Raw genomic sequence first — 24,481 nt, forward strand, 5'->3', positions numbered from 1 at the left:
TCAACGTACCCAGCGCCAGAGGCGCTCGGTCTCAAGCTCGACATCGACCGGAGCCGGGAGGTGAACCAGCTTGCCGAAGGGTCGCTTGACGAAGGTGGTGTACGCACCATCGGCGGGGTCGCTATACACGGCGACCTCGCAACTGTCACGGTCGATCAGAAGGTACAGCGGGATGCCGGTCTCAGCGTAGGCACGGGGTTTGTCCTCGCGATCGCGGCGGTCGGTGTCGCGGTCGAACGAAGTTACCTCCAAGACCATGAGAACTGCGGAAGGGTCACCCCATTCACCCTGAGCATTAAAGGTCTCTTCGTGCGCGAGGGTTCCGTCGGGACGGGCTCGACCCTTACGGTACTGCTCGACTTGTAGACCGCGCTCCACGTACAGCGTGAGTTCCGGTCGTAGCCGCGCGAGCAGCTTGACCAGCCACATCACGATCTCGATGTGGTCGCCGTCGGCCATCGCCTTTACCCCCACCTTGCCGCCGATTAGCTCCAGTCGTACCGACTCGGCGGTGTCGCGGGCGATGCGCTCGAATTCCTCGACAGGCATGCCTACGCGTTCGGTCACCGTGGTCACTGGTGGCCTCCGTTTCTGTGGCTCGCGTCGCGTCATGTCTCCATGATTACCGCCGACAACGCACCGGGCCATTACCCGGGCCGATGTGCCGCCGTCGATCCCAAACCGTACGGATGCTCCTGGGTGGCAGGGTGCGGTTCTGCCAGGAACCCCTCAAACGGGTGAACGGATTGTGTGGGCATCTGCCGCCGCCGCCAAAACGGCTGTTCCGCCCACCGCTGTTCGGCGGTGTAGGTGGTGTGGTGGTTGTGGCGGTAGGCGTGGAACAGGGTGGTGATGCGGGACTGGTAGTCGGCTTGGGCGGCCGGGTGGCCGGCGAGGCTTGCGTGGATGGTTTGGCCGGCGGTCAGGCCGGTGTACAGCGCGGTGAGGATGCCCTGGGAGGAGATGGGGTCGACGGCCATTGCGGCGTCGCCGACGGCCAGCCAGTCGGTGCCGCAGACCGGGGTGAGGTGGGCGCTGTGGGCGGCGGCGCGGCGGGGGGCCTCGGTGCTGGGGTCGGCTATCCGTTCGGCGATGTGGTTGGTTTGTGCGAGTCGGGTGCGGAAGTGGTCCGGGTGGGCAGTGGGGGAGTCGGCGTCGGTGAAGTAGGCGAGTAGGCGTCGGTTGCCGGGGAGTCGGGCGGTGTACCACCAGCCGTCGGGGGTGGATTCGACCAGGGTGCTTGCGTCGGATTCGGTGTGGTCGGTCGGGGTGACGTGTAGTGCCACGAGGGCGTCCTGGGTGTGCCGGCGGGCGTTGCCGCAGGTGGTGGCGAGGCCGGCGCGGCGGCCCGTTGCGTCCACGAGCCAGGTGGCGCCGACGAGTTCGTGGCCCAGTGGGACCGACCAGGTGCCGTCCTGGTTCCGGAACGGCGCGCCCACTCGGGTGTGTTCGGCCACCTCGGCGCCTGCCGTCCGTGCGGCCTCGCGGAGTTGGCGGTCGAAGCGGGGGCGGTCGAGGTGCAGGCCGGGGCCGTCCGGGTCGGTGATGCTCGATACGGCGGTCAGGGTCGGCGAACCCCACGCGGAGAGCGTGGTGTGGCACGCGAGGTGGCCGGGGAGCGGGTCGGCGATGCCCAGGTCGGCCAACAACCGTCCCGCCGCCGCCGGGAGCGCCTCGCCGATCGCCGCCGGCCCGCTACCCGCGTCGGCGAGCAGGACCGAACGCCCGGCCCGGGCCAGGGTGATCGCGGCCGAGGCGCCGGCCGGACCACCACCCGCGACCACGACGTCGTAGCGGCGGCACACGATCGGCACCCCGGCCCCGGTCACCTGGAGTCCAGGTACGGCTCGATGTTGTCGATGTGCCCCACCGTCACGTCCGCGACGTCCTGCCCGGTCGCCTCGGCCACCGCCAGGACCACCGCGGTGGACCCGGCCGGCTCCGGAACGTGCACGTTCACCAGGTTGTTGGCGTCCGCCGCCCGGTCGAACGGCGGTTCCGGCGTCGACTCGACCTGCATCAGCGGCGGGAACCGGCCGTCACCCACGGTGTACGGCCGTACCTCGACGATGCCCAGCTTGTACCAGCCGTCCACCATCTGCCGCCGCTGCGCCTCCGGCGTGGCCCCGGTCAGCCCGCGCAACCACACCGCGCGGTGCGCGAACGCGGCCTCGCGGTCCAGCGTTCCGGGCCCGTCCGGGCGGTTGACCGTCTCGTAGTCGCTCTGCTTGAGCACATGGTTGGGCACCCGCGCCGGCCAGAAGGTCGGCACGTACGGGTCGTAGCGCGGCCCGAGCCCGGCCTGTGCCTCGTAGCCCGCCCGACACCCGGCCGTATCGGTCTGCCACGGCACCGCCATCCAGCGACTCAGGTCGCCCGGACCCTGCGCGTACACCGGCCCGTTCGCCGCCAGCGCGGCGTCCGGGGTGAGCGTGTTCCCATAGTCCGGATCGGCCGCACCCTCGGCCCGGGCCCGGATCCGGAACGGCGCGGCGAACATCGACGCGTGCCGGATCGGCCAGGTCACCTCGATCCCGGGATGGAACGCGTCGGCCACACAGAAGTCCAGTGCGGCCCGATCCAACAGCCCCGGCTGCGCGGCGAGCGGCGCGTCCTCCACCGCGTGCGGGTAGCCCGCGAACGGCGTGCCGTCGAACTCGCCGCGCGACCAGGCGAGCAACAATCTGTCCTGGGTCGGGGACAACGTCAGGTGCTGCCGCACGGTCCTGGGCACACTCGCCATGCCGTCCCCGTACAACCACGGCCACGGCGTCGGCGACCTGCCGTCGCGGTCGTAGTCGCGCAACGCGGTGTAGACCTGCCGGCGCAGCTCGTGATACTTGTCCGCCGGACTGGCCAACCGCTTCAGTGTCTCCGGAGCGAGGAAGTGTTCCGGCCCGGACCAGCCGAACTGCGCCGCGAACCCGGCGTTGACCCACTGGAGATCGCAGAATCGGCGCAGGATCGGTTCGATGTGCTCGCCGAACGAGACCTTGGCCGGAAAGGGCAGCTGACCGGTCGTCACGAACACGTCGAAGAGCAGGTCGTACAGCGTGCGCAAGGTCCGCACGTCCGGCGCGAAGTTGGGCGGCGCCACCACCACCCAGGCCGGGTCCACCGGGATCGCCGCGCCGCCGATGGTGACCGTCGCGGTGACCGGGCCGTCGGAGATGTCGTCGTACCAGCCGTCGTTGTTGGTCACCGAGGCGAGCGGCGCGTGATCTGGCGACCCCGACCTGCCGTGCCCGCCGAGCACCACCAACCGGCCGTGCTCGTCGGTACGCATCTCGCCCAGCGGCACGTCGACCCGCCCGAGGAAGCGCCCGCCGGCGAACGCCACCGGGCCGGCGCCGGCCGCGTTCAGGGTCTTGCGCCCGGGATCGATGACCAGCGAACGGCGGTCGGTGACCCGGGGGTTGCGCCGTACGGACGGCTTGGCCGCCGGATCCCGCGAGTCGGGGATGTCGAGCGGCAGATGGAACTCGTACCAGGCGGCCTTCCGATTGGCCACGTGCACGCCCCATGTGATCGTGGTGCCCTGGTCGGCGCGGGTCACCTCGCGCAACACCCGCCCGTCGGCCGCGTAGCCGTACAGCCGGAACCGGGCCGCCTGGCGCTTGATCGCCCCATCCCGATCCTTGACCGAACCGGGCGCGGACACCGGCGGGTTCGGCGTTTCCGGACCATAGAACCACCCGTCCGGCCGAGTGCTGTTCCCCACCCGGGCGATGCCGATCGCGGGATGGATCCGAATCCGGACGATGGGTTCGTCCACCCGCCCATGATGGCCGGCGCTGTCGTTGCCTTCGCTCACGGCACTCCCCATGCTCTCGTCCGCCCCCACGCCCGACCGGCGCGATCTGCACACGATGTGCGGGCGCGCCTACACGCTGGCCAATGGCACTGATCGGCGCAAGGGCCGCTCGGGTGACACATGTGGCGCTCGGGGCACGGACCGAGGTGCTCCCACCGCCTGCGGCGGCGCCCGTCGGTCTCCGCCGCGGTCGCGAACTACCGGGCGGCGCAACGCCGTACGCGGTGGACCCATCGCCGGGCGCGCTACCAGCTCACCCACCCACCGCCGCCAACCCCGACCCGTCGCGGCAGTCCTTCGGCGGACCCGTGGCCGGCGCCGTCGGGGCCAGGCGGCGGTGCAGGGTGGCGGCCTCCCTCGCGTAGCGGGCCACCGGGAATTCGTCCGTGTCGGCGACCGGGCCCAGCACGCGTAGCGCCTCGCCCGTCGCCTCGACCGCCGCCGCCACCGCGATCGGTTCGGCCACCGACGCCTGGCGGCTGTACGACAGGCCCGCGTCGCGGCGCCGGGCCGCGTCCAGGTAGATCGCCCGGGCGGACTCGACGGCGCCCAACCGCTCGGCGAGCAGCCGGTGTTCGCGTCCGGCGGCGAAGTCGACGGCGATCTCCAGGGCCGCCTGGGCCAACCCGGTGGCGCACGCGGCGACGCCCAGGCGGCCGGCGTCCAATACCTCGAAGGCGATCCGCAGGCCCTCGTTCCGTCGCCCGATCAGTCGCTCCGGCTCCAGGTGGACACCGTCCCAGTAGGCGCCGGTGGTCGGCATCGCGCGCAGTGCGGTCGACTCCTCCGGCGCGCCGAAGTAGAGGTACTCGTCCGCGCCCGGCGCCAGGAGACACGACACGTCCGGCCGACCCGGACCGGTCCGGGCGAACACCGTCTGGAAGTGCGCCCGGCCGCCGTGCGCCACGCCGACCTGGGTGCCGAGCAGTACGTACCCCGCCCGGGTCCGCTCGGCCCGACACGTGATCGCCGACGGATCGGCCCCGGCGTGCGGCTCGGCTCGGGCGTACCCGCCGGTCAGCGTGCCGTCGAGCATCCCCGGCAGCCACTGCTCACGCTGTGCGTCGGTGCCGTGCCGGGCCGTCGGCAGACACGCCAGGGTATGTACGTCCACCGCGCCGGCCGCGCCCACCCAGCGGCCGGCCAGTTCTTCCAACACCTGGAGGTAGACCTCGTACGGCTGCCCTCCACCGCCGTACCGGGTCGGATAGGGTAGCCCGGACAGACCGGCCCGACCGAGCGCGGCGAACAGGCCGGTGGGGTAGCGTGCTTCGAGCTCGCACTCGGTCACCCGAGGCGCGAGTTCCCGGTCCGCGAAGGCCCGGGTCCGCGCGATCAGGTCGTGTGCTTCGTCGGTGGGGAGCAGGCGATCGACGGGCACGGGCGCTCCCTGGGATGGACGGGCGGGCCTGGGATGGACGGGCGGGGCCGGGAAGGGAATCCCAGGCACCCGGGCGGGCCCCCCGAATCGGGTTTGAAGACCCGCCCTGGGGCCCGGCGAGCCCGGGTCACCTGCGCACGGTAGGTGCCGGGGCGGCACTTGCGGATCGTCCGGCGCGACGAAGCCGGGACCGGTTCTTCGTCGCCCGCCACCATGGCCTTTGCCGGCCCCGGTCCCGGTGCGCAAACCTCCTCGAAGGCGTCCGGCAAACGTGGTCGATCGATGCGCCGACCACACCGTGGCTTTGGTGCTCGGTGACGGAAAGCCACGACAGCATTGGTCATTCGGACGAAGCACCCGACACGCACGGCGGCCTAGCGTCGCTGACACCTCGACCGAAAGGAATCGACATGAGCGCCGAACTGCACACCCGTGCCGTGGTCGCCGATACGCACAACGACCTGCTGATGGCGGTGGTGGAGCGACCACCGGGAAGGTGGGCGAGCTTCTTCCGCGAACAGTGGTTGCCGCAGCTGCGCGAGGGTGGTGTGGACGTACAGGTGCTGCCGGTGTTCGTGGACGACCAGTTCCGCCCGGAAGGGGCGCTGCGCCGGACACTGCGGATGGTCGAGTGCGCGCACACGATCGCCGAGGGCAATCCCGACGCGGTCAAGCTGTGCCTGACCGGGGACGACATCGACGCCGCGCTCGCCGAGGGCCGGATCGCGCTCGTCCTGGCGCTGGAGAGCGCGCCCGGGGTGGACGCCGACCTGGAGCTGTTCCGTACGCTCTACCGGCTCGGCGTCCGGGTCGCCTCGATCGCGCACTGGGGCCGCTCGCCGCTGGGCGACGGCAGCGGTGAGGACGCCACCGGCAGTCGGCTGACCCACGCCGGCGTCGAGGCGCTGCGCGAGATGGAACGCCTGGGCATCGTGTTCGACATCTCCCACCTCGGCGCCACCGGTGTGGCCCACGTCCTGGCGGAGGCCACCCGTCCGCTGCTGGCCAGCCACTCGGCGACCCGGGCGCTGTGCGACCACCACCGCAACCTGACCGACGAGCAGATCCGCGGTGTGGCCGGCACGGGCGGCGTGGTGTGCGTCAACTTCTTTCCCGGCTTCGTCTCGGCGGACCGGACCAAGCACACCATCGATGGGATCGTCGATCACATCGCGCACGTGATCGAGGTGGCCGGCATCGATCATGTCGGGATCGGCCCCGACTTCCTGCGCGAGGTGCTCGAGGACGTCACCCCGCCGTGCTGCGAGGGCGCCGACTACCCCGGCGTGGACACCTCCGCGACCCTGCCCGACCTCGATGGCCCGGCCCAACTGCCCGCGCTCACCGAGGTGTTGGTCCGACGCGGGTTCGGCGAGAAGGAGATCCTGGCGATCCTCGGCGGCAATGTGGCCCGGCTCTTCCGCGCCGAACTGGGCCGGGCCCGATGACCGGCCCGACGACGAGCGCCGCCGCCGCGCGGGCGTTCGACACCGAGGCGATGCTCACCGATCTGGCCGAGTTGGTGACCTGCGAATCGTTCTCCGCCGACCTGGCGGCGGTCGCGCGCAGTGCCGATGTGGTCGCCGCGCAGGGTGCCCGGTATCTGGGCGGCGTCGCACCCGAGCGTATCGTCCTGGGCGGGGTGACCCACCTGCGCTGGGTCTTCGGTACGCCGAAGGTGCTCCTGGTCGGCCACCACGACACGGTCTGGCCGATGGGCTCGCTGGCGACCCACCCGTGGTCGGTGCGGGACGGGATCGCGCGCGGGCCGGGCGTGTTCGACATGAAGGCCGGTCTCGTGCAGATGTTCCACGCGCTGGCCGCGTCGGATTCCCTGGACGGGATCGCCGTACTGATCACCGGTGACGAGGAGGTCGGCTCGACCACGTCGCGCGAGTTGATCGAGGATTGCGCGCGCGGGTGCGCGGCGGCATTCGTCCTGGAGGCGTCGGCCGACGGCGGTGCGCTCAAGACCGCGCGCAAGGGCGGTTCGATGTACGAGTTGGTGGTGCACGGGAAGGCCGCGCACGCGGGCCTGGAGCCGGAGAAGGGGATCAACGCGGCGGTCGAGGCCGCGCATCTGGTGCTGGCCCTGGGCGAGTTGGCCGCCCGGGCGGACGAGGGCGGCGCCGGCGCGTCCGGTGGGTGGCGGACCACGGTCACCCCGACGGTGCTCGGCGCCGGCTCGGTGACCAACACGGTGCCGGCGCGGGCCAAGGTGACGGTCGACGTACGGGTGCCCACCCGCAAGGCCCAGGACCGGGTGGACGAGTTGATTCGGGGTCTGACCCCGACCGTGCCCGGCGCCCGGATCGAGGTGCTCGGCGGCCCGAACCGCCCGCCGCTGGAGGAGAGTTCGTCCAGTGCGCTGTTCGACCTGGCCGGCCTCACCGCGGCCCATCGCGGCCTGCCGCCGCTGCGGTCCGCTGCCGTGGGTGGCGCGTCCGACGGCAACTTCACGGCGGGCGTGGGTTGTCCGACGCTCGACGGGCTCGGCGCGGTCGGCGGCGGCGCGCACGCCGACCACGAGCACGTGATCGTGGCCGAGTTGGCGCCGCGCGCACAGCTCCTGGCCGGCCTGATCGAGGCGGTCGTCCGATGAGTGCGCCGATCATCCGCGAGTTGCACGAACTCGACGAACTCGAGGACGTATGCGCCCTGTTCTGCGAGATCTGGGGCGCGGCACCGGGCAACGCGCCGATCAACGTCGAGCAGATGCGGGCCCTGTCGCACGCGGGCAACTACGTTGCCGGGGCGTACGCGGACGGGCGCCTGGCCGGCGCCACCGTCGCGTTCTTCGGCGCGCCGATCGCCCGTACGATGCACTCGCACATCACCGGCGCCCGGCCGGGCCACGCGGCCGGCTTCGCGCTCAAGCTGCATCAGCGGGAGTGGGCCCTGGACCGGGGGCTGAGCCGGATCACCTGGACCTACGATCCGCTGATCCGCCGCAACGCCTACTTCAACGTGGCCAAGCTGGCCGGCCGTCCCGACGGCTACCTGCCCAACTTCTACGGGTCCGTCGACGACGCGATCAACGGCGGTACGGACACCGATCGGGTGCTGGTGGCCTGGGAGTTGGCCGACCCGCAGGTCGCGGCGGCGGCCCGGTCGGCACCCATCCCGGTGGTCGTACCACCCGACGCGGTGGCCGCGCTGACCGACCGCGACGACCTGCCGGTCCTGGGCCGGACCGACGCCGAGCACCTGCTGGTCGAGGTACCGGCGGACATCGAGGCGCTGCGGCGCACCGACCCCGGCGCGGCGAAGGAGTGGCGGATCGCGCTGCGCGACGTCCTCGGCGGCCTGCTGGCCGACGGCGCGCGGGTGATCGGCTTCCACGACAAGACCCGCTACGTCCTCACCCGCGCCACCCCTACCGCGTGAACGCGAACAAGATCCTCGAACAGATCGGGAGCCCTGGCACCATGAAGATCACCGGAATCGAACTGCGCCGGATCGCAATGCCGTTGCGCGCACCGTTCCGCACCTCGTTCGGTGTGGAGAGCGCGCGCGACATCCTGCTGCTGCGCGTGGTCACACCGGAGGCGGAGGGCTGGGGCGAATGCGTCGCGATGTCCGACCCGCTGTACAGCTCGGAGTACGTGGAAGGCGCGGCCGACGTGCTCAAGCGCTATCTGATCCCGACGCTGCCCGCGCTGGGCGAGCGGGTGAGCGCGCGGGCGGTGAAGCGGGCGCTGAAGCCGTTCAAGGGCCACCGGATGGCCAAGGCGGCGCTGGAGACGGGCGTGTTGGACGCGCAACTGCGGCTGTCCGGCGAGTCGTTCGGCTCCTTCCTGGGCGCGGCGCGGGATCGGGTGCCGTGCGGGGTGTCGGTCGGGATCATGGACTCGATCCCGGAACTCCTGGAAACGGTCGGGGGGTTCGTCGACGAGGGCTATGTGCGGATCAAGCTGAAGATCGAGCCGGGTTGGGACCTGGCGCCGGTGCGGGCGGTGCGGGAGCGGTTCGGCGCCGACCTGCTGCTCCAGGTGGACGCGAACGCGGCGTACACGCTGGCCGACGCGCGGCAGTTGGCCAAGCTGGACGAGTTCGACCTGCTGCTGATCGAGCAGCCGCTGGCCGACGACGACCTGATCCAGCACGCCCAGTTGGCCAAGCGGATGAGTACGCCGATCTGCCTGGACGAATCGATCGAGTCGGTCGAGGACGCCGCCGCCGCGCTCACCCTCGGCGCGGCCTCGATCATCAACGTCAAGCCGGGCCGGGTCGGCGGCTACCTGGAGGCCAAGGCGATCCACGACCTGTGCGTGGCGCACGGCGTCCCGGTGTGGTGCGGCGGCATGCTGGAGACCGGCCTCGGCCGGGCCGCCAACGTGGCGCTGGCCGCGCTGCCGGGCTTCACGTTGCCGGGCGACACGTCGGCCTCGCGCCGTTACTACGCCACGGACATCACCACGCCGTTCGAACTCGCCGACGGCCACCTCGACGTACCCACCGGCCCCGGCCTGGGCATCGAGCCGATCGCCGACATCCTGGACTCGGTGACCACGTCCAGCGAGTGGATCAAGTTCTGAGCCGGCCGAAATCGAGCTGAGCCGGCCGAAATCGAGCTGAGCCGGCCGAAATCGAGCTGAGCGGGCGGGGATCGAGCCGAGCAGAGCCGTCGACGGCGCCCGGTCGAGCAATCGGCCGGGCGCCGTCGGCACCCGCCTGCCCACCCCCGGTCCCACCCCCACGCCCAATCCCATCCCCAATCCCAATCCCAATCCCATCCGCATCATGAGACACGTTGGACGGCGCGTGGTGGGTGTGCGAACTTCGATGTCATGCGACGTCGGATGATTATTACCGGCAGCGTGCCGACATCGGGCTTACCAGGACGATCATTTCCCTGCGGCCCACCGTCCGCACGCAGACCTCTCGCGCATCGCGAGGGGTCTTTCTGCTTTCCCGGCCCGGTTTCGCACCCCACCCCACCCCACTCGGCACTCGACAGGAGCCAACACCTCATGGTTGACGAAGGCACCCAGGTCCTCGAAGCCCCCCGGCCCACCGTCCCGGAATCGGCCCTGCTGATCGCCCGAATGCGCCACGGCCAAGGCACCCTCGCGCGAGTCGCGGCAACGGTGAACAACCACGGCGTGGACCGACTCACCTACATCTCCACGGAATCCGGCACGGCCACGGTGGAACTCACCGTCCAACCACGAGACGCAGCCAGGGTCGAGGCCAAACTCCGCCGAATGGTGGAGGTCTTCGAAGTAACCCGAACACCCGGCGCCTGACGCGAGCTCCGTACACCTCATGTAGGGCGCGAGCCGTGCACATTCCGGTAGGCCTCCGAATGCACGGCGGGAACCCAGCCGTACCCACCACCACTCGTATACGAATGCGGCGCGGCCGGGCGCCCGGCCGCCTCCCACTCCCGATACGCGCGCCGACTCTCAGCCGTCACCCGCAACCAGCCGGGAAGACTCGATGTCGGTTCGTTGTGGGACTTCCGCTGACCCATGAGGTCCTCCATCCTCTCGAATGTCGTTTCGACAACTTGCGATCAATGCCAACCCATCCGCAATCAACGCCGCACACTGCTCCGGCGTCGGCGGAGGTCCGCCATACACGGCCCCGGTGGCCGCTCCCACCCGAGCCAAAACATGACGCGCCACGCGACGCTGCTCCTCAAGCGGAAGGCACTGCACGATGTGATCCACGACGCTGGTGGCCGCTTCGAGCGACATCGACACGGTCACCGGCCCCGACAGCCGCCGCCGATGCGCCGACATCGCACCCTCTACGACGAGTTGCACCACTCCCGGCCGCCCAATCCCAGGCAGCACAGTCACGCTGGGATCCGGTATCTCCGTCGCCATGACTCTCCTTTCGACGGTCGTTTGCCGGGCGGGGCTCAAGCCGCCATGGACACGGCCGATCCACCCTCTTGCGCAGATCATATTGCCTTTCGCGAAAAGCAGCAAGATTCTCCTGTCGACCTATGCGCTTAGTGTGTAAAGCAGTAAGGTTCACGACTTCCGAAGCGATCAAGGGGATCCGGTGGGCGGTAACGAGTGGGTGCACGTGTCCACGCCGTACGTGACGCCGCGTGGGAAGGGGGAGCGGGACGCCTGGAGCGTGGTGGCCGCTGCCGGGGGGCGTAAGGGCGGTCAGCGCATCATTCATGCTCGGGACGTGACAGCGTCCCGTGAGGTGGCCGCGTTGCTCGACATCCCGGAGGGCGCGCCCGTGGTCGAGCGGCGGCGGATCATCCTGCTCGATGGGGAGGCCACCGAACTGACCGACACCTACTACCCGGTGGCCATCGCACATGGGACGGCGCTGACCGGAACGGCCAAGATCCCCGGCGGTGCGGTGACGTTGTTGGCGAACCTCGGCCACACCGGTCACCGCGTGCGGGAAGAGGTCGGTGCCCGGCTTCCTGATGCGAGTGAGTGCGAGACCCTGGGGCTGGGTGCGCACGATCCGGTGCTGCGGCTGGTGCGGGTGACCTTGGACGCCGGTGGCGAAGCCTTCCAGGTGGACGTGTCCGTCTTTCCGGCTGCTACCCAGCGACTCCGCTACGAGACAAGGATTGGCCGAGATGCCCAAAGCGGCTGAAGACGCCTTCGACCGCAGACCGCTGCACCAGCGCATCGCTGCGGATCTGCGGGACGAGATCATGTCCGGCGACCTCGTTCCGGGCGCAGACCTTCCGTCCACACAGCGGCTGAAGGAGCGCTTCGACGCGTCGAACGCGACCATTCAGAAGGCCCTACAGGTACTGAAGGACGAGCGCCTGGTCATCGGCCGCGCGGGTGCCGCCGTAACGGTTCGCGAGCATCGTCAGGAGACGGTACGACCGGCCGATTTCGGGCGCCCGGCCGAGCCGGGTATGCCGTACCGGTGGCTCACCGAGGCCGCTCGGCACGGCAAGCATGGAAGCATCCGACTCCTGGACGTCGCGGAGGTGCGCCCACCCGGAGACGTGGCCGCCTGTCTGGCGCCGGGTGAGACCGAAGTCGCGGTCATCCGACGCCAATTGCTCGCCCACGACGGGCATCCGGTCGAACTGGTCACTTCCTACTACCCGATCGAACTGGCCCAGGGCACGGCACTGGCGGAAGCCCGCAGGATCCGAGGCGGTACCCCCGCCCTCCTCGCCGACCTGGGCCATCCGCCGCGCCGAACGGTCGACCGCGTCTCCGCGCGCATCCCCACACAGGAGCAGTACGAGGCCCTGCAACTACCCAGCGACCTCCCGATCCTGCGCACCCTGCGTGTCGTCTACACCGATGGCGACCGACCGATCGAGGTCACGGTGATGGCGAAGGCGGGCCACCTGTACGAACTTCAGTACGAGTTCGCCGAGGAGGGCCCCGGACCGTCGGGTGAGCCGCGCGGCACCTGATTCCCGCGTTGACGTCCAAAGCGGCTGAAGGCGCCTTCGGTCAGGGCCACTCGATGATGTCTCGGGACGGACGCCGTTGATCCGGTCGAGGTCGTCTTCGGTCCGGCCGCGGGCCGGCAACGCCATGCCGCCGTCGTTCCGCAGGAGGATATCCAGGGCGAGTCCGTCAGGAACACGCTGATCGCCGGTTTGCAGAGCGTCGAGGGCAGGCACTCCGACATCTCGGCGATGGTCAAGGAGCTGAACCGGGCCGGCTGAACCCGAGTAGGGCCGAGTGCTGCTCGGCGCTACTCGGTCCCGGGCGCGATTCGGTGCAGTTCCTTGTGGTCGTAGTACCGCGTCATGGCGAAGCCGAAGGCCAGGCCGGCCAGGATGCCGAAGGTGATGCCGAGCCAGGCTCTGGTCAAGCCCGCGTCGGCGCGGGCGTCGAAGTAGAGGATCGCCCGGACGCCGTCGCTGAGTTGGCGCATCGGTTCGAAGACGGACAGGGCTCGGTAGAACGGTGGCAGCGCCTGGAGCGGGATGGTGGCGCCGGAGGACGGGAGGGCCAGCACGATGAAGACGAACATGCTGACCAGTTGGCCGATTCCGCCGAAGGCCGCGTTGATGGCCTGGACGCCGAGGCCGACTGCGGTGGTCGCGCAGACCGAGAAGATCCACAGCAGCGGCAGGTGGGCGGCGTCCATGTCCAGGATGCCGATCGTGGCGAGCATGATCAGGGTGGCGGTCAGCATGGACAGGACCGCGGACATCACACATTTGATGGCGAGGGTGTGGGTTCGGGTGACGTGTACCAATGGGCGTTCCGTGCGCAGCGGTCCGATCTCGCTCGCCACGTAGCCGAGTGCGACGTCGACGCCGTTGGAGATGATGTTGCCGCCGAGGAAGCCGGCCAGGACCAGGAGCAGTGTGTAGTAGAACGCGGTCAGCCCCAGGCCGCTGCGTGGGCCGATCGGGTGGCCCACCGTGACCTGGGCCGCGATCGGGTCGGCCAGGAGCAGGCTCGCGGCGGCGCTTCGGTCCGGCCCCGCCGATCCGCCCAGCGTCGCGCCGAGTTGCAACGACGCGCCGCGGACGGCCTGTTGCGCGATGCTCGTGGCCAACGACGAGGCCAGGCTGCCCACGCCGGGGTTGGTCAGTACGGCGATCGTCGGGCGCGCGCCGGCGGTCGGTGTGCCCAGGGCGGCTACCGTCGCGGTGAAGTCGGGGGGTACCAGGATCGCGCCGTACAGCTTGCCCGAGGCCAGCTCGCGCCGGGCCGAGCGTTCGTCCAGGACCCGCCAGGACACCGTGCGCCCGGGATCGGGCGCAGCCGCGATGCCGGCGGTGATCCGCGCGCCCAGGCTCGGCCCGCCGGCCGCGTTCGGGGCACCCCGGTCCGCGTCGACCAGCCCGATCGGCAGCCGGCGCAGGTCGCCGCGCGGGTCGAGGATGCCACCCATGTACAACATCGACAGCAGGAAGGCCAGCAGTCCGACGAGGACCGTGGGCATCACCCAGATCCGCGGATTGCGCAACACCTGCCGCGCGCCGACCCAGGGGGCGGACCGAGTCGAGGCCATCACACTCCAGACGAACCAACCGAGGGGCGGACCGGCCACCCGCGCGGACACCCGGCGGGTACGCCCGCCTCGGGCGTGATGGTCGCCCCCTCGTCGCCCGGCGAAACCCCGCCCGTACATCGCGAAGCCCTGCTCCCGGCGTGGGGCGCCGGGAGCAGGGCGGTCGGTGGTCGCGCGCGATCACGCGAGCAGGGCGATCGGGCGCATCCGGAGCATCCGGAGCATCCGAAGGGTCAGGAGGGTCAGGAGGGTCAGGAGATGCTCACGTCGTCCACGAGGAATGTGGTGGCCAGTGACGAGTCCTCGGAGCCCGCGAACTGTACGGTCACCGTCTGGCCCTTGTAGGCGCTCACGTCGACCGTGCGTTGCACGTAGGCGCTACTGGCGTCGACGTTGGAGTAGGTGGCCAGGGTCGTGCCGTTGATCTGGACCTTGAGCGTGTCGTAGACCGTCGACCCGGTCTCCTGGGTGGTGATCTTGGTCCACAGGCGCAACTTCGGCGAGCCGGAGTTCGGGATCAGCACGTTGGCCTGGGACAAGGTTTCCGTGGCGGTCGAGCCGTAGCCCATCATCCACGCGTACCAGGAGCCGCTGTGCGCGGCGTTCTGCGTGCTGTTGGTGATGTCGTTGGCGCTCTGCGTCCAGTTGGCGGTGCCCTGTTCGAAGCCACCGTTGAGGAGCGCGTTGCCGCCCGGGCCGCCGCTGCCGACGGTCAGGGTGTACTGGGCGGTGTGGGTCGCGTTGGGCCCGGTACCGGTCACCGTGATGACGTAGGTGCCGTTCGCGGCGTTCGCCGCGGCGGTCGCCTTCAGCGTCGCGGACGCGCCGGACTGGACCGAGCTCGGCGTCAGGCTCACCGTGACGTCGCTCGGCTGGCCGGAGGCGGTCAGTGCCACGGTCTGCGCGGTGCCGGAGGTGATGGTCGTGCCCACGGTCGCGCTGACCGAGGAACCGGCCTGCACCGTACCGGAGTTCGGGCTGACGCTGAGTGCGAAGTCGTTCTGCGCGGGGCCGCCGGTGCAGGTCGGGTCACCGGACTGCGCGGGCAGGCTGACCGCGTCCCACGCGGCCTTGGTCTTGTTGAACAGCGCGCAGGTCGAGTCGAGTGCCTTGGCCGAGCTGAGCGTGGCGGTGCGGTAGCGGGCGTAGCTCATGCCGCTGGTCTTGAGCAACATCGCGCCGTAGAAGACCTTGCCGGCCTGCTGGATGCCCGCCCCGGTGAGGGTGGTGTTGTTGCAGGTCGGGCTGGTGGGCTGGCCGTTGGTGGGGTTGGTGCCCTCGGCGAGCAGGTAGAACCAGTGGTTCAGCGGGCCGGCCGCCGCGTGCACCTCCGTGTTGGGGATCGAGGAGCTGTAGCAGTTCGGGTCGCCCTTGACGGAGGGGTCGTACATGTAGCGGATCGGGCCCTGGCCGACCAGGTTGACCATCTCGCCGACGGTGTAGTTCGGCGTGTTGTACGGCGCGGGCTCGTTGGTGTACGCCTCGGTCAGCGCGCCGAAGATGTCGCCGGTGCCCTCGCCGAGTCCGGCTTCGGTGCCGGCGCCGCCCGGGGTGTACTGGTCGATGCCGTGGCCGAATTCGTGGCCGACCACGTCCATCGCGCCGATCCACTGGTTGGCCTGGTTGTGGCCGATGGAGACGCCGGTGCCGTCCCAGTACGCGTTGACGTCGTTGAGGCCGACCTTGACCGGCCAGCTGCCGCCCGTGCCGTTGTGGCCGTTGCGGCCGAGCCAGTCACGGAGCATGTTCCACTCGTGCTGCGCGGCCCACATCACGTCGACGCAGCCGGTCTCCCTGCTGGACGCCTGGCCGTTGCCCCACGAGTCGGTGGACTTGCTGAAGACCTGGCCGGTGTCGTAGTCGGAGCAGGTCAGACCGGGGCGGTTCGGGTCGCGCAGGGAGTAGGTACCGCCCGAGTTGGTGGTGTCGATGGCGAGCGGGTTCGGGCCGTTCCATTGGCTGTTGCCGGTGCCGGCCTTGACGTCGTCGTAGGTGTCGAGCACCGTGCCCGTGCTCGCGTCGACGAAGACGTGCAGGTGGCTGGGCGCCGTTTCGGTACGGCCGACCAGTACCGTTTCCCAGGCCAGGTTGCTGCTGCCGTCCTTGACCCGGACGACGAGCCGGTGCGACTCGACCCGGTCCACCGCGGCCAACTTGGCCTTGGACGTGGCCTCGGCCGCGTTGGCGTCGATCGTGGCCGTGGTGTTCGCGGCTATTCGGGCACTGGTCGCGGACTGGGTCGCGCGGACCCGGCCGTGGCCGTCGGCGAGGACGACGGCGTCGCCGCCGACCACCGGGATGCCGCGGTAGGTGCGCTCGTAGGCGACCGAGTACAGGTCGTTGACCCAGGGGGTCACCGCTTGGCGCTGGTACTGCTCGTCCGGACCCTTGGCGAGCGAGTCCATGCCGCTGCCTACGGCGCGGTCGGCGGCAGCCACCGCCTGTGCCTGCGAGCCGGGCGGAGGGGGAGACGGGTCGGCCGAGGCCGACTGGGCGGTCGTGGAGACCACCAACCCGGCGAGAACGGCCAGGACAGTCCCGGCCGTCATCGATTTGCGATTCATCGAGGCTCCTTGAGTGGAAGGTAAACCTCGACCACGAATCCGGCTTTCGCCGGCCGCGTTCGCGAGGTGAGCGAACCGCCGACGAGCGTGACCGCCGGGTCCGTGCCCGATCGGCAAACGCTCACACGGCGGTCCGGTCCCGAACAATGCACCGCCACGCGTCCGGCAAAATCTGTCAAACTCCGCGCAGGGCTTGTGAGTTGGGCGTAGCGGAGAATATCGGCACGGAGTCGGTCGACCCGGCCGTCGGGCTGCGCCGGGCCGGATGGTCGGGCCGGACGGTGGGGGCGGACTTCGCTGCGGTCCCCCTCGCGGACGGGCCCGTCGAGTGTCGAACTCCTCTACGGCACCGGGTCCGGATCCACGTGGACGGGCCCGCCACGCTCCGGTTCGACGCGGACGGCGGGGCCTTCCGGGGCTCTTGCCGGCCGAGCGGCGGCTACCGCCCGACCGACCACCCGGCGGGTTTGCCGCCGGCCTGATCCGGCGCGTTGGTGGGGCGCCGCGCTCGGGTGCTCTATAGGCTGACCAACCACCGGCGCCGGAGAGCGGGGTCGACACGGTTGAGGGTGCACGGATGAGCGCGCGTTTCGAGGAACTCGACTGGCGGCCGACGCCGATGGGCGAGATCAGCCTGCGTCGCCGGCGCGATCCGGCCACGGGGGAGGACGTCTACGAGGTCAAGCTCGGCGACGAGTTCCTGATGTCCAGCCTGTTCACGGCCGGCGAGATCGCGCTCACCGAACTCGGCCTGGCCGCGCTGCCGCCGGACACCGAACTCGACGTGGTGGTGGGCGGGTTGGGTCTGGGCTACACGGCCCGGGCGGCGCTGGACGACGCCCGCGTGCGGGACCTGATCGTGGTGGACGCGCTCGGCGAGGTGATCGACTGGCATCGGCGCGGCCTGGTGCCGCTGGGTGCCGGGCTGGCGGGCGATCCGCGTTGCCGGTTGGTTCGGGGCGACTTCTTCGCGTTGGCCGGCGACCCCCGGGGGTTCGACCCGGACGCGCCGGGCCGGCGGTGGCACGGCATCCTGCTCGACGTCGACCACTCGCCGCGCCATGTGCTGCACCCCAGCCACGCCGCGCTCTACCGCCCCGCGGGGCTGCGCGCGCTGGCGGATCGGCTGCACCCGGACGGCGTCTTCGCGTTGTGGTCGAACGACCCGCCGGACGCCGAGTTCGGCGCGGTGTTGGCGCAGGTATTCGCCGAATCGAGCGCACACGTGGTCGACTTCGCCAATCCCCTCCAGGACGGTACGGCGACCAACACCGTCTACGTGGCCCGAAAGGGCGCCGACCTGGCACTGTGACCGGGCGCCCGCGTCGTCCGAAGGGGCCGGCTGCGGTGCGCCCCGACCCGGCGGGCCGGGCGTGGTAGGCGCTTGGGTGTCGGTCGGTGTGGCGACCGACACCGTCCGCGTGGCCGGAATGGGGCCGGCTACGCCGCGACCCACCGGCCGGCCGGACCCACCCGGCGGGAGGCCGGAAACCTACCCGGCGGGCCGGACCCACCCGGTGTGTCGGGCCCGGACCGTACGGCGACCGACACCGCCCATCCGGCCCGAAATCGCCTCGCCCGGCGCCCCGTTCGGTGGGCCGAGTCGGGTATCGTGCCCGGCCGGTCACGGGTCGCCGGCGGCGTGGCATCCGCTTCGAACCGCCGGCCGCGCCGTCGTTCAGCCGCGCAGGTGGTCGATCGCCACCCGTGCGGCCCGGCCGATCGCCGCGTCCGCGCGGGGGAGACGGAAGCCCATCTCCTCCGAGCGCAGGAATACCCCGACGGCATAGCGCTTGCCGTCGGGGTATTCCACGACACCGGCCTCGTTGCGCACGCCCCAGAGCGTGCCGGTCTTGCCGGAGACCTTGATCTCGTTCTCGAATCCGGACGAGAGCCGGTGCGGCCAGATCTGCCGGCCCATGATCTCGCGCACCTCCGCGCACGCCTCGGCCGGACCCGCCTCGTCGCGCCAGATCGCGGCGAGCAGCTTGGTGATCTCGCGCGGCGTGGTCGACGCGGTGCGGGCCGGGTCGCGGACACTGAGCACACGCAGCCGGTCCGGGGTGATCCGCGCGACCTGCGCGTTGATGTCGGATGCGGTCGGGTCGATGCCCAACTCGCCCGCCAGGTCGGCGAACAACTCCTTGCAGCCGGAGACCGAGGTGTTCCGACAGTCCAACTCGTCCAGCGTGGCCCGCACGTTGCCCCGGCCGACCAGGTCCAACACCACGTCGGTGGCGGCGTTGTCGCTCATCGTCATCATCATGTAGGCGAGGTCGCGCGCGCTCATCTCCACGTCGTGCGCGCAGCCGTCGGTACCGATCCCGTCGCCCTCCTTGTCGGCGTCGGTGACCAGGTGCCGGCCGGCCCGATCCAGCCGACCCGTCGCGGCCTGGCGGGCGTACTCGAGGGCGATCGGGATCTTGAAGACCGAGGCCAGTACCACCGGCGCGGCGGCCCGGAAGTCGACCTCGTCGGGGCCGTCGAGGTCGCGCACGTGCAGGTAGCCGTCGACCTCCGCGGCGTTGAAGACGGCCTGGATGCTCTTGCTCGGCTCGACCGGTGCCTGGTCGGTGATCATGTGCGCTCCGTGGGTGGTCGGGTGCCCGCGAGGGGCCCGGAAGAGGGAGATGTCCAGTGCCGGGTGCGGCGCTAGCGTTTGGCGGCGGTGTTCGGCAGGTGGGTCATCGCGGTGTGCGAGGCCACCGTGTACCAGACGTTGATCAGGTTCATCACGCCGTCGGGGTCGGGCGCGGCGCAGCGCACGGTGAGCAGGTCCAGGCGTTCGGCGCCGGGGACGGCGGCGGCGAACTCGGCGGCCAGGGGGAGTTGGAAGCCCACCTCCAGGATCAGCTCGTCGGGCATCGGCAGCGGGCGCAGCGTGCCGGCGTCGGTCACCGCGAGGGCGGCCTGTTCGCGGATCAGGTCGCGGGCCCGGGAGGGGTGCATGGTGTCCGCCGCGGCCCACCCCTCGGCCGACTTGACCTCCGCGATCCGCACGCCGGGGAAGACGTCCCGGGCCACCGCGCAGACCTGGTTGTCGCCGGTGACCAGCCCGATCGGCACTCCGTGCTGGGCCGCCATCAGCGCGTTCACCTCGGCCTCGGTGACCGACTTGTCGTTGAGTCGGACCGAGGTGAAGTTGCCGGAGAAGGTGTGCGAGAGCACGCCCGGCTTGCCCGCCGCCGCGTGGTAGCCGACGAACAACGCGACCGCGTGTTGCCGGTTCAGGCCGTGTGCCATGCACTGGGCCTTGGGGGAGCCCAGGATCATCCGGGCCCGGGGGTCCAGGTCCTCGGCGATCAGGTTGTCCATCGTGCCGTGGCTGTCGTTGATCAGTACGTTGTCCGCGCCCGCCGCGAACGCGCCCTCGATCGCCGCATTGGCCTCGCCGGTCATCAGCAACTGCGCCCTGGGGTAGCCGCTGCCGCCACGCCAGATCTGGTCCAGGGTGGCGACCCCGGCCACGCCCTCCATGTCGATCGAGATGTACACGTCCATCGGCTTCTCCCGTTCCTCGTCCCCACGCCGGCCGGCCGCCGTGCGCGTCGCCGGACAGAGCCTAGGCACGGTCGACGGGCGGACCGTCGGCGGCCACTGCCGAGGATCGCCCGAGGTGGGTCGACTCGGCGTCGGTGATTCGGACAGGTTCGACGGCGGTTCTTCGTCCACGACGACGATTCGAGGTTTTCGGACGCTGCCTAGCGTGATCGTCCACTGCGGCACCCTCGCCGCCTTCCGAGGAGGTATCCCACAATGGGACAAGCCGATCAGCCCGGAAATGCCGCCGTTCGGGCGCTGCCAACGGCCGAATACCTGGCGAAGCGACTCGGTGAACTGGCCGAGCGGGGCAACATTCCCGGCGCCAGCGTCGCGGTACGGATCGGCGAGGAGACGGTCACCGCGGCCACGGGTGTGCTCGATGTGGAGTTCGGGTATCCGGCGACCCCCGACTCGATATTCCAGATCGGGTCGATCACCAAGGTCTGGACCGCGACGCTGATCATGCAGCTCGTCGACGAGGGTGTGCTCGACCTCGACGTGCCCGTGCGTACCTACCTGCCGGACTTCAAGGTCGTCGACGAGGGCGCCGCCGCCTCTCTGACGACTCGTCAACTGCTGTGCCACACCGCCGGGTTCGAGGGTGACCTGTTCGAGGACTACGGCCCCGGGGCGGACGCGGTGGCCAAGCTGGTGGCGGCCATGGCGGACAGTGCGGGCCAACTCTTCGCGCCCGGCGAGATGTTCTCCTACTGCAACAGCGGGTTCGTCACGCTCGGCCGGATCGTCGAGGTGCTCACCGGGCAGACCTGGGAGGCCGCGATCCGCGAGCGGATCGCGGTGCCGCTGGGGTTGACCCGGGTGGCCACCGACCCGAACGAGGCGATCCTGCACCGGGTGGCGATCGGACACGTGTCCGGTCCGGACGGCACCAACGCCAAGGCGCCCATCTGGCAGATGCCGCGCTCCAATGCGCCGGCCGGCTCGACGCTGACCACCACGGCGAGCGACCTGGTCGCGTTCGCCGCCGCGCATGTCGCCCGGGGCCTGCTGCCGGACGGCACCCGCCTGTTGTCCGAGGCGTCCGCGCTGGCGATGCGCGTGCCGCAGGTGCGGGTGCCCGACACCGAGGCCGTCGGCACCGCATGGGGCCTGGGCTGGAACCTGTTCGACTGGGCCGGCGGGCCGGTGATCGGCCACGACGGCGGCACCGTCGGGCAGAGCGCGATCCTGCGGGTGGCTCCCGACAGCGGTGTGTCGATCGCGATCCTGACCAACGGCGGCGACCTGGGCGTGATGTACGACCTGGTCCGCGACGTGTTCGCGAGCACGGCCGAGGTGCTGGTCCCGCTGCCCTCGGCGCCGCCGGAGCAGCCGCCGGTGGTGGACGCGCGCTACTTCGTCGGCCGATACACCTCGGCGGTGATGGCGTTCGAGGTGGTCGATTCCGAGGAGGGGCTGGAGTTGACCATGCGGACCGTCGGCGTCGCGGCCCGGATGGCCGGCGAACAGGTGCGCACCAGCAGGCTCGTGGTGCGCGACGCCCGCACGCTGATCGCCGTCGAGGCGAAGAACGGGCGGCACGACCAGTACGCGTTCGTCGGCGACGGCGACCGGGCCCGCTTCCTGCACATGACCCGCGCGGTCCCGCGCGTGGTGGCCGGCGAGCCGGGCGTCGGCGACCACGCCGCCGACCGGGCCGGCGCGGCGTGTGCCGACGGGGGCGCGCGATGAGACGCGCCCCGCGCGGAGCCGCAGCGGCTGCCGTCGCGTCGGTGCTGCTCGCCACCGGATGTGGGGGGACCGGCTCCGGTGGCAGTGCCGGCGGCGGCGACACGGTCACCGTCGGGATCCTGGGTGACCCCGGCACCATGAATCCGCTGACCACGCTGGTCTCGACCGCGGTGTCGATGAACCGCTTCGCCTACGACTCGCTGGTCAACGTCATGCCCGACGGCCGGATCGTCTCCGGCGTCGCGGAGAAGTGGACCTCGGACTCGACCTCGGCGACCTTCACCCTCAAACGCGGCGTGACGTGCGGCAACGGCGCGCCACTGACCGCGTCCAACATCGCGGCCCAGTACAACTACATCGCCGACCCGGCCACCCAGTCGCCCGTGAACGGCCTGTTCGTGCCCACCGGGGTCAGCGCCACCGGCGACGACGAGGCCGGCACGCTGACCCTGAAGACCGCGGAGCCCACCCCGTTCCTGGTCCGCGGCACCGCGTTCCTGCGCCTGGTGTGCCCCACCGGCATGCAGGCGCAGGACACCTTGGCGCACGGCTCCGACGGCACCGGCCCCTATCGGCTGACCGAGGTCGTCCCCGGCGACCACTTCACCTTCACCAAGCGCGCGGGCTACACCTGGGGACCGGAGGGGCGGGACAACAGCGCCACCCCGGATCGGGTGATCTTCAAGGTCGTCGCCAACGAGTCCACCAGGGCCAACCTGGTCCTCGGCGGACAACTGAACGTCGCGCCCATCGGCGGCGCCGACCGCTCCCGACTGGCCGCGGCCGGCGTCAAGGGCCCGACCATGCGCGACCCGTGGGGCATGCTGATCTTCAACGAGGCGCCCAATCGGGTCACCGCCGACCCGCAGGTGCGCAAGGCGCTGATCGCCGCGCTCGACCTCAAGCAGATCGGCGCGGTGGCCACCGGCGGCAAGGGCCTGGCCCCGACCCGGTTCGGCATCCCGATGGCCCCGCCCTGTGTCACCGACTCGGTCACCGGCAACGTCCCGGCGCACGACCCGGCCCAGGCAGCCGAGTTGCTGAAGGCGGCCGGGTGGAAGAAGTCCGGCGGGCGCTGGAGCAAGGACGGCAAGCGGCTCTCCATCTCGATGCCCTACCCCGGCGCGAACGGTTCCCAGCTCGTCTCCGCCGCCGAGTTGGCGGTCAAACAGTGGGAGTCCTTCGGCGTCGACGTCAGCACCCGACCGACCAACCCCTCCACCAACGCCTCGACGCTGATGGGCGGTCAGTGGGAGGTCGCCTGGGGGCCGCTCTCGGTGGCCACCCCCGACCAGCTCATCCCGTTCTTCAGCGGGACCCACCCGCCCAAGGGGCTCAACTTCGGTTCCCTCGACAACCCCGAGTACCAGCGCCTCGCCGCGCTCGCGATGGCCAAGCCGGACATCACCGGCTGCCCCGAATGGAGCGCGGCCGAGTCCGAGTTGCTCAAACGTGTGGATGTGGTGACCTTCGTGGACGCGCTCACCCCCTGGTTCACCCGGGGCGCGTCCTTCGAACTCGACAACGGCGGCATCGTGCCGATCACACTGCGCAAGGGCGGTGCACGATGAGCACGGCAACCATGGTCGGCCGCGCCTTCGACTTCCGCCTCGGCCCGTGGACCTCCTTCCTGGTGCGCCGCACCGGCCGGCTGGTGGTCTCCCTCGCCGCGCTGGTCACCGCCGCCTTCGCGATGATCCACTTCGTCCCCGGCGACCCGGTTCGCGGATCGCTCGGGATGAACGCCACACCCGAGGCGGTCGCCCAGCGTCGTGCCCAACTGGGCCTGGACGACTCGCTGCTCACCCAGTACCGGCACTTCGTCGGCGGCCTGTTCCACGGCGACCTGGGCGAATCGATCACCGCCCGGGTCCCGGTGTCCTCGATGATCGGCGACCGGTTGCCGGCGACGTTGGAAATCGCCATCTACGCCTTCGTCCTGGTGATGCTGGTCGCCATCCCGCTGGGCATGGTGATGGCCGTCTACACCCGCAACGGCCGCCGCCGGCGCGGCGAACTGGCCTTCGCCTCCTCGACCGGGGCGATCGTGGCCATCCCGGAGTTCCTCCTGGCGGTCGGCCTGACCTCGGTGTTCGCGGTCTCCCTCGGCTGGTTCCCGGTGGCACTGCGCGAGGGCCCCGACTCCTACGTACTGCCCGTCCTCGCGCTGGCCATCACCCCGATCGCCGCGCTGTCGCGGATCGTTCGGGTCGAGGCGCTGCGCGTGTTCGAGACCGACTACATGCGCACCGCCCGGGCCAAGCGGCTGCCCGCCCGACTGGTCTACCTGCGGCACGCGTTGCCCAACCTGCTCACCTCCTCGCTCACCCTCGGCGGCCTGATGCTCAGCAGCCTGCTCGCGGGCACCGTGCTGATCGAGAACGTCTTCGCCTGGCCCGGCCTGGGCATGACCATCGTCCAGGCGATCCTGCAAAAGGACTATCCGCTCGTCCAAGGCATCGTGCTCGTCTACGGCGCCGCCGCCCTCGCGATCCACTTCGTGGTCGACCTCGCCGTCGCCGTTGCCGATCCCCAGTCCACGATCCGCGGGAGCTGACG

The 24,481-nt window shown here is 70.8% G+C and carries 19 protein-coding genes and 1 pseudogene; 11 read left to right on the forward strand and 9 right to left on the reverse strand.

Features of this window, described 5'->3' with window-relative positions:
• The 4 genes from ABIA38_RS09245 to ABIA38_RS09260 all read right to left on the reverse strand — a co-directional run bounded on the left by ABIA38_RS09245 (nt 1) and on the right by ABIA38_RS09260 (nt 5,195).
• Nucleotides 1-576 carry a Uma2 family endonuclease gene (locus ABIA38_RS09245; protein ID WP_424638001.1) on the reverse strand — a complete coding sequence of 192 codons (576 nt, stop codon included), beginning with the start codon at nt 574-576 and terminating at the stop codon, nt 1-3.
• 71 nt (nt 577-647) lie between these two features.
• A complete protein-coding gene (locus ABIA38_RS09250) occupies nt 648-1,829 on the reverse strand; it encodes a tryptophan 7-halogenase (protein ID WP_424638002.1) in 1,182 nt (393 codons plus the stop codon).
• On the reverse strand, nt 1,826-3,814 hold the full coding sequence (locus ABIA38_RS09255; protein ID WP_424638003.1) for a LodA/GoxA family CTQ-dependent oxidase: 1,989 nt from the start codon (nt 3,812-3,814) through the stop codon (nt 1,826-1,828). Before ABIA38_RS09255 ends, ABIA38_RS09250 begins: the two co-directional genes overlap by 4 nt.
• A 253-nt stretch (nt 3,815-4,067) precedes the next feature.
• Nucleotides 4,068-5,195 (reverse strand): acyl-CoA dehydrogenase family protein, encoded by a 1,128-nt coding sequence (locus ABIA38_RS09260; protein WP_424638004.1) that lies wholly within the window; start codon nt 5,193-5,195, stop codon nt 4,068-4,070.
• Between the two features lie 410 nt (nt 5,196-5,605).
• On the opposite strand from ABIA38_RS09260, the gene ABIA38_RS09265 reads away from it, so the two are divergent.
• The 5 genes from ABIA38_RS09265 (at nt 5,606) to ABIA38_RS09285 (ending at nt 10,444) form a co-directional block, all read left to right on the forward strand.
• On the forward strand, nt 5,606-6,643 hold the full coding sequence (locus ABIA38_RS09265) for a dipeptidase (RefSeq protein ID WP_424638005.1): 1,038 nt from the start codon (nt 5,606-5,608) through the stop codon (nt 6,641-6,643).
• The gene (locus tag ABIA38_RS09270) at nt 6,640-7,797 is read left to right on the forward strand and encodes a M20 family metallopeptidase (RefSeq protein ID WP_424638006.1); all 1,158 of its coding nucleotides are present in this window, start codon (nt 6,640-6,642) and stop codon (nt 7,795-7,797) included. Before ABIA38_RS09265 ends, ABIA38_RS09270 begins: the two co-directional genes overlap by 4 nt.
• Nucleotides 7,794-8,582, forward strand: coding sequence for a GNAT family N-acetyltransferase (locus tag ABIA38_RS09275; protein ID WP_424638007.1), 789 nt, complete (start codon nt 7,794-7,796; stop codon nt 8,580-8,582). Before ABIA38_RS09270 ends, ABIA38_RS09275 begins: the two co-directional genes overlap by 4 nt.
• Nucleotides 8,583-8,623: 41 nt before the next feature.
• Nucleotides 8,624-9,733 (forward strand): o-succinylbenzoate synthase, encoded by a 1,110-nt coding sequence (gene menC / locus ABIA38_RS09280; protein WP_424638008.1) that lies wholly within the window; start codon nt 8,624-8,626, stop codon nt 9,731-9,733.
• A gap of 435 nt (nt 9,734-10,168) precedes the next feature.
• Nucleotides 10,169-10,444, forward strand: coding sequence for a hypothetical protein (locus ABIA38_RS09285; RefSeq protein ID WP_424638009.1), 276 nt, complete (start codon nt 10,169-10,171; stop codon nt 10,442-10,444).
• A gap of 159 nt (nt 10,445-10,603) precedes the next feature.
• Here the strand turns inward: ABIA38_RS09285 and ABIA38_RS09290 are convergent, their stop codons facing one another.
• Nucleotides 10,604-11,029 carry a hypothetical protein gene (locus ABIA38_RS09290; RefSeq protein ID WP_424638010.1) on the reverse strand — a complete coding sequence of 142 codons (426 nt, stop codon included), beginning with the start codon at nt 11,027-11,029 and terminating at the stop codon, nt 10,604-10,606.
• Between the two features lie 181 nt (nt 11,030-11,210).
• Here ABIA38_RS09290 and ABIA38_RS09295 point away from each other — a divergent pair, with 181 nt between their 5' ends.
• Both ABIA38_RS09295 and ABIA38_RS09300 read left to right on the forward strand, forming a co-directional pair.
• Nucleotides 11,211-11,771 carry a GntR family transcriptional regulator gene (locus ABIA38_RS09295; protein ID WP_424638011.1) on the forward strand — a complete coding sequence of 187 codons (561 nt, stop codon included), beginning with the start codon at nt 11,211-11,213 and terminating at the stop codon, nt 11,769-11,771.
• Nucleotides 11,755-12,561, forward strand: coding sequence for a GntR family transcriptional regulator (locus ABIA38_RS09300; RefSeq protein ID WP_424638012.1), 807 nt, complete (start codon nt 11,755-11,757; stop codon nt 12,559-12,561). Before ABIA38_RS09295 ends, ABIA38_RS09300 begins: the two co-directional genes overlap by 17 nt.
• A gap of 287 nt (nt 12,562-12,848) precedes the next feature.
• Here the strand turns inward: ABIA38_RS09300 and ABIA38_RS09305 are convergent, their stop codons facing one another.
• Both ABIA38_RS09305 and ABIA38_RS09310 read right to left on the reverse strand, forming a co-directional pair.
• Nucleotides 12,849-14,123, reverse strand: coding sequence for a DUF3533 domain-containing protein (locus ABIA38_RS09305; protein ID WP_424638013.1), 1,275 nt, complete (start codon nt 14,121-14,123; stop codon nt 12,849-12,851).
• A gap of 680 nt (nt 14,124-14,803) precedes the next feature.
• Nucleotides 14,804-16,672: pseudogene (locus tag ABIA38_RS09310) on the reverse strand (M4 family metallopeptidase); the annotation flags it as partial.
• Between the two features lie 592 nt (nt 16,673-17,264).
• On the opposite strand from ABIA38_RS09310, the gene ABIA38_RS09315 reads away from it, so the two are divergent.
• Nucleotides 17,265-17,999: a spermidine synthase gene (locus tag ABIA38_RS09315; RefSeq protein ID WP_424638014.1), complete on the forward strand. Its 735-nt coding sequence runs from the start codon at nt 17,265-17,267 to the stop codon at nt 17,997-17,999.
• 366 nt (nt 18,000-18,365) lie between these two features.
• On the opposite strand, the gene ABIA38_RS09320 is transcribed toward ABIA38_RS09315, so the two are convergent.
• Both ABIA38_RS09320 and ABIA38_RS09325 read right to left on the reverse strand, forming a co-directional pair.
• Nucleotides 18,366-19,268, reverse strand: coding sequence for a serine hydrolase (locus tag ABIA38_RS09320; protein WP_424638015.1), 903 nt, complete (start codon nt 19,266-19,268; stop codon nt 18,366-18,368).
• A 71-nt stretch (nt 19,269-19,339) separates the two neighbouring features.
• Nucleotides 19,340-20,188, reverse strand: coding sequence for a M55 family metallopeptidase (locus ABIA38_RS09325; protein WP_424638016.1), 849 nt, complete (start codon nt 20,186-20,188; stop codon nt 19,340-19,342).
• Between the two features lie 255 nt (nt 20,189-20,443).
• Here ABIA38_RS09325 and ABIA38_RS09330 point away from each other — a divergent pair, with 255 nt between their 5' ends.
• The 3 genes from ABIA38_RS09330 to ABIA38_RS09340 are packed head-to-tail and all read left to right on the forward strand — an operon-like array spanning nt 20,444 to nt 24,479.
• Nucleotides 20,444-21,922 carry a serine hydrolase domain-containing protein gene (locus ABIA38_RS09330; protein ID WP_424638017.1) on the forward strand — a complete coding sequence of 493 codons (1,479 nt, stop codon included), beginning with the start codon at nt 20,444-20,446 and terminating at the stop codon, nt 21,920-21,922.
• The gene (locus ABIA38_RS09335) at nt 21,919-23,493 is read left to right on the forward strand and encodes an ABC transporter substrate-binding protein (RefSeq protein WP_424638018.1); all 1,575 of its coding nucleotides are present in this window, start codon (nt 21,919-21,921) and stop codon (nt 23,491-23,493) included. Before ABIA38_RS09330 ends, ABIA38_RS09335 begins: the two co-directional genes overlap by 4 nt.
• Complete coding sequence (locus ABIA38_RS09340) at nt 23,490-24,479, forward strand: ABC transporter permease (protein ID WP_424638019.1); 990 nt, start codon at nt 23,490-23,492, stop codon at nt 24,477-24,479. Before ABIA38_RS09335 ends, ABIA38_RS09340 begins: the two co-directional genes overlap by 4 nt.
• Nucleotides 24,480-24,481: the final 2 nt, after the last annotated feature.

Origin of the sequence: Embleya sp. AB8 (genome assembly GCF_049739465.1) — a bacterium.
GTDB lineage: Bacteria > Actinomycetota > Actinomycetes > Streptomycetales > Streptomycetaceae > Embleya.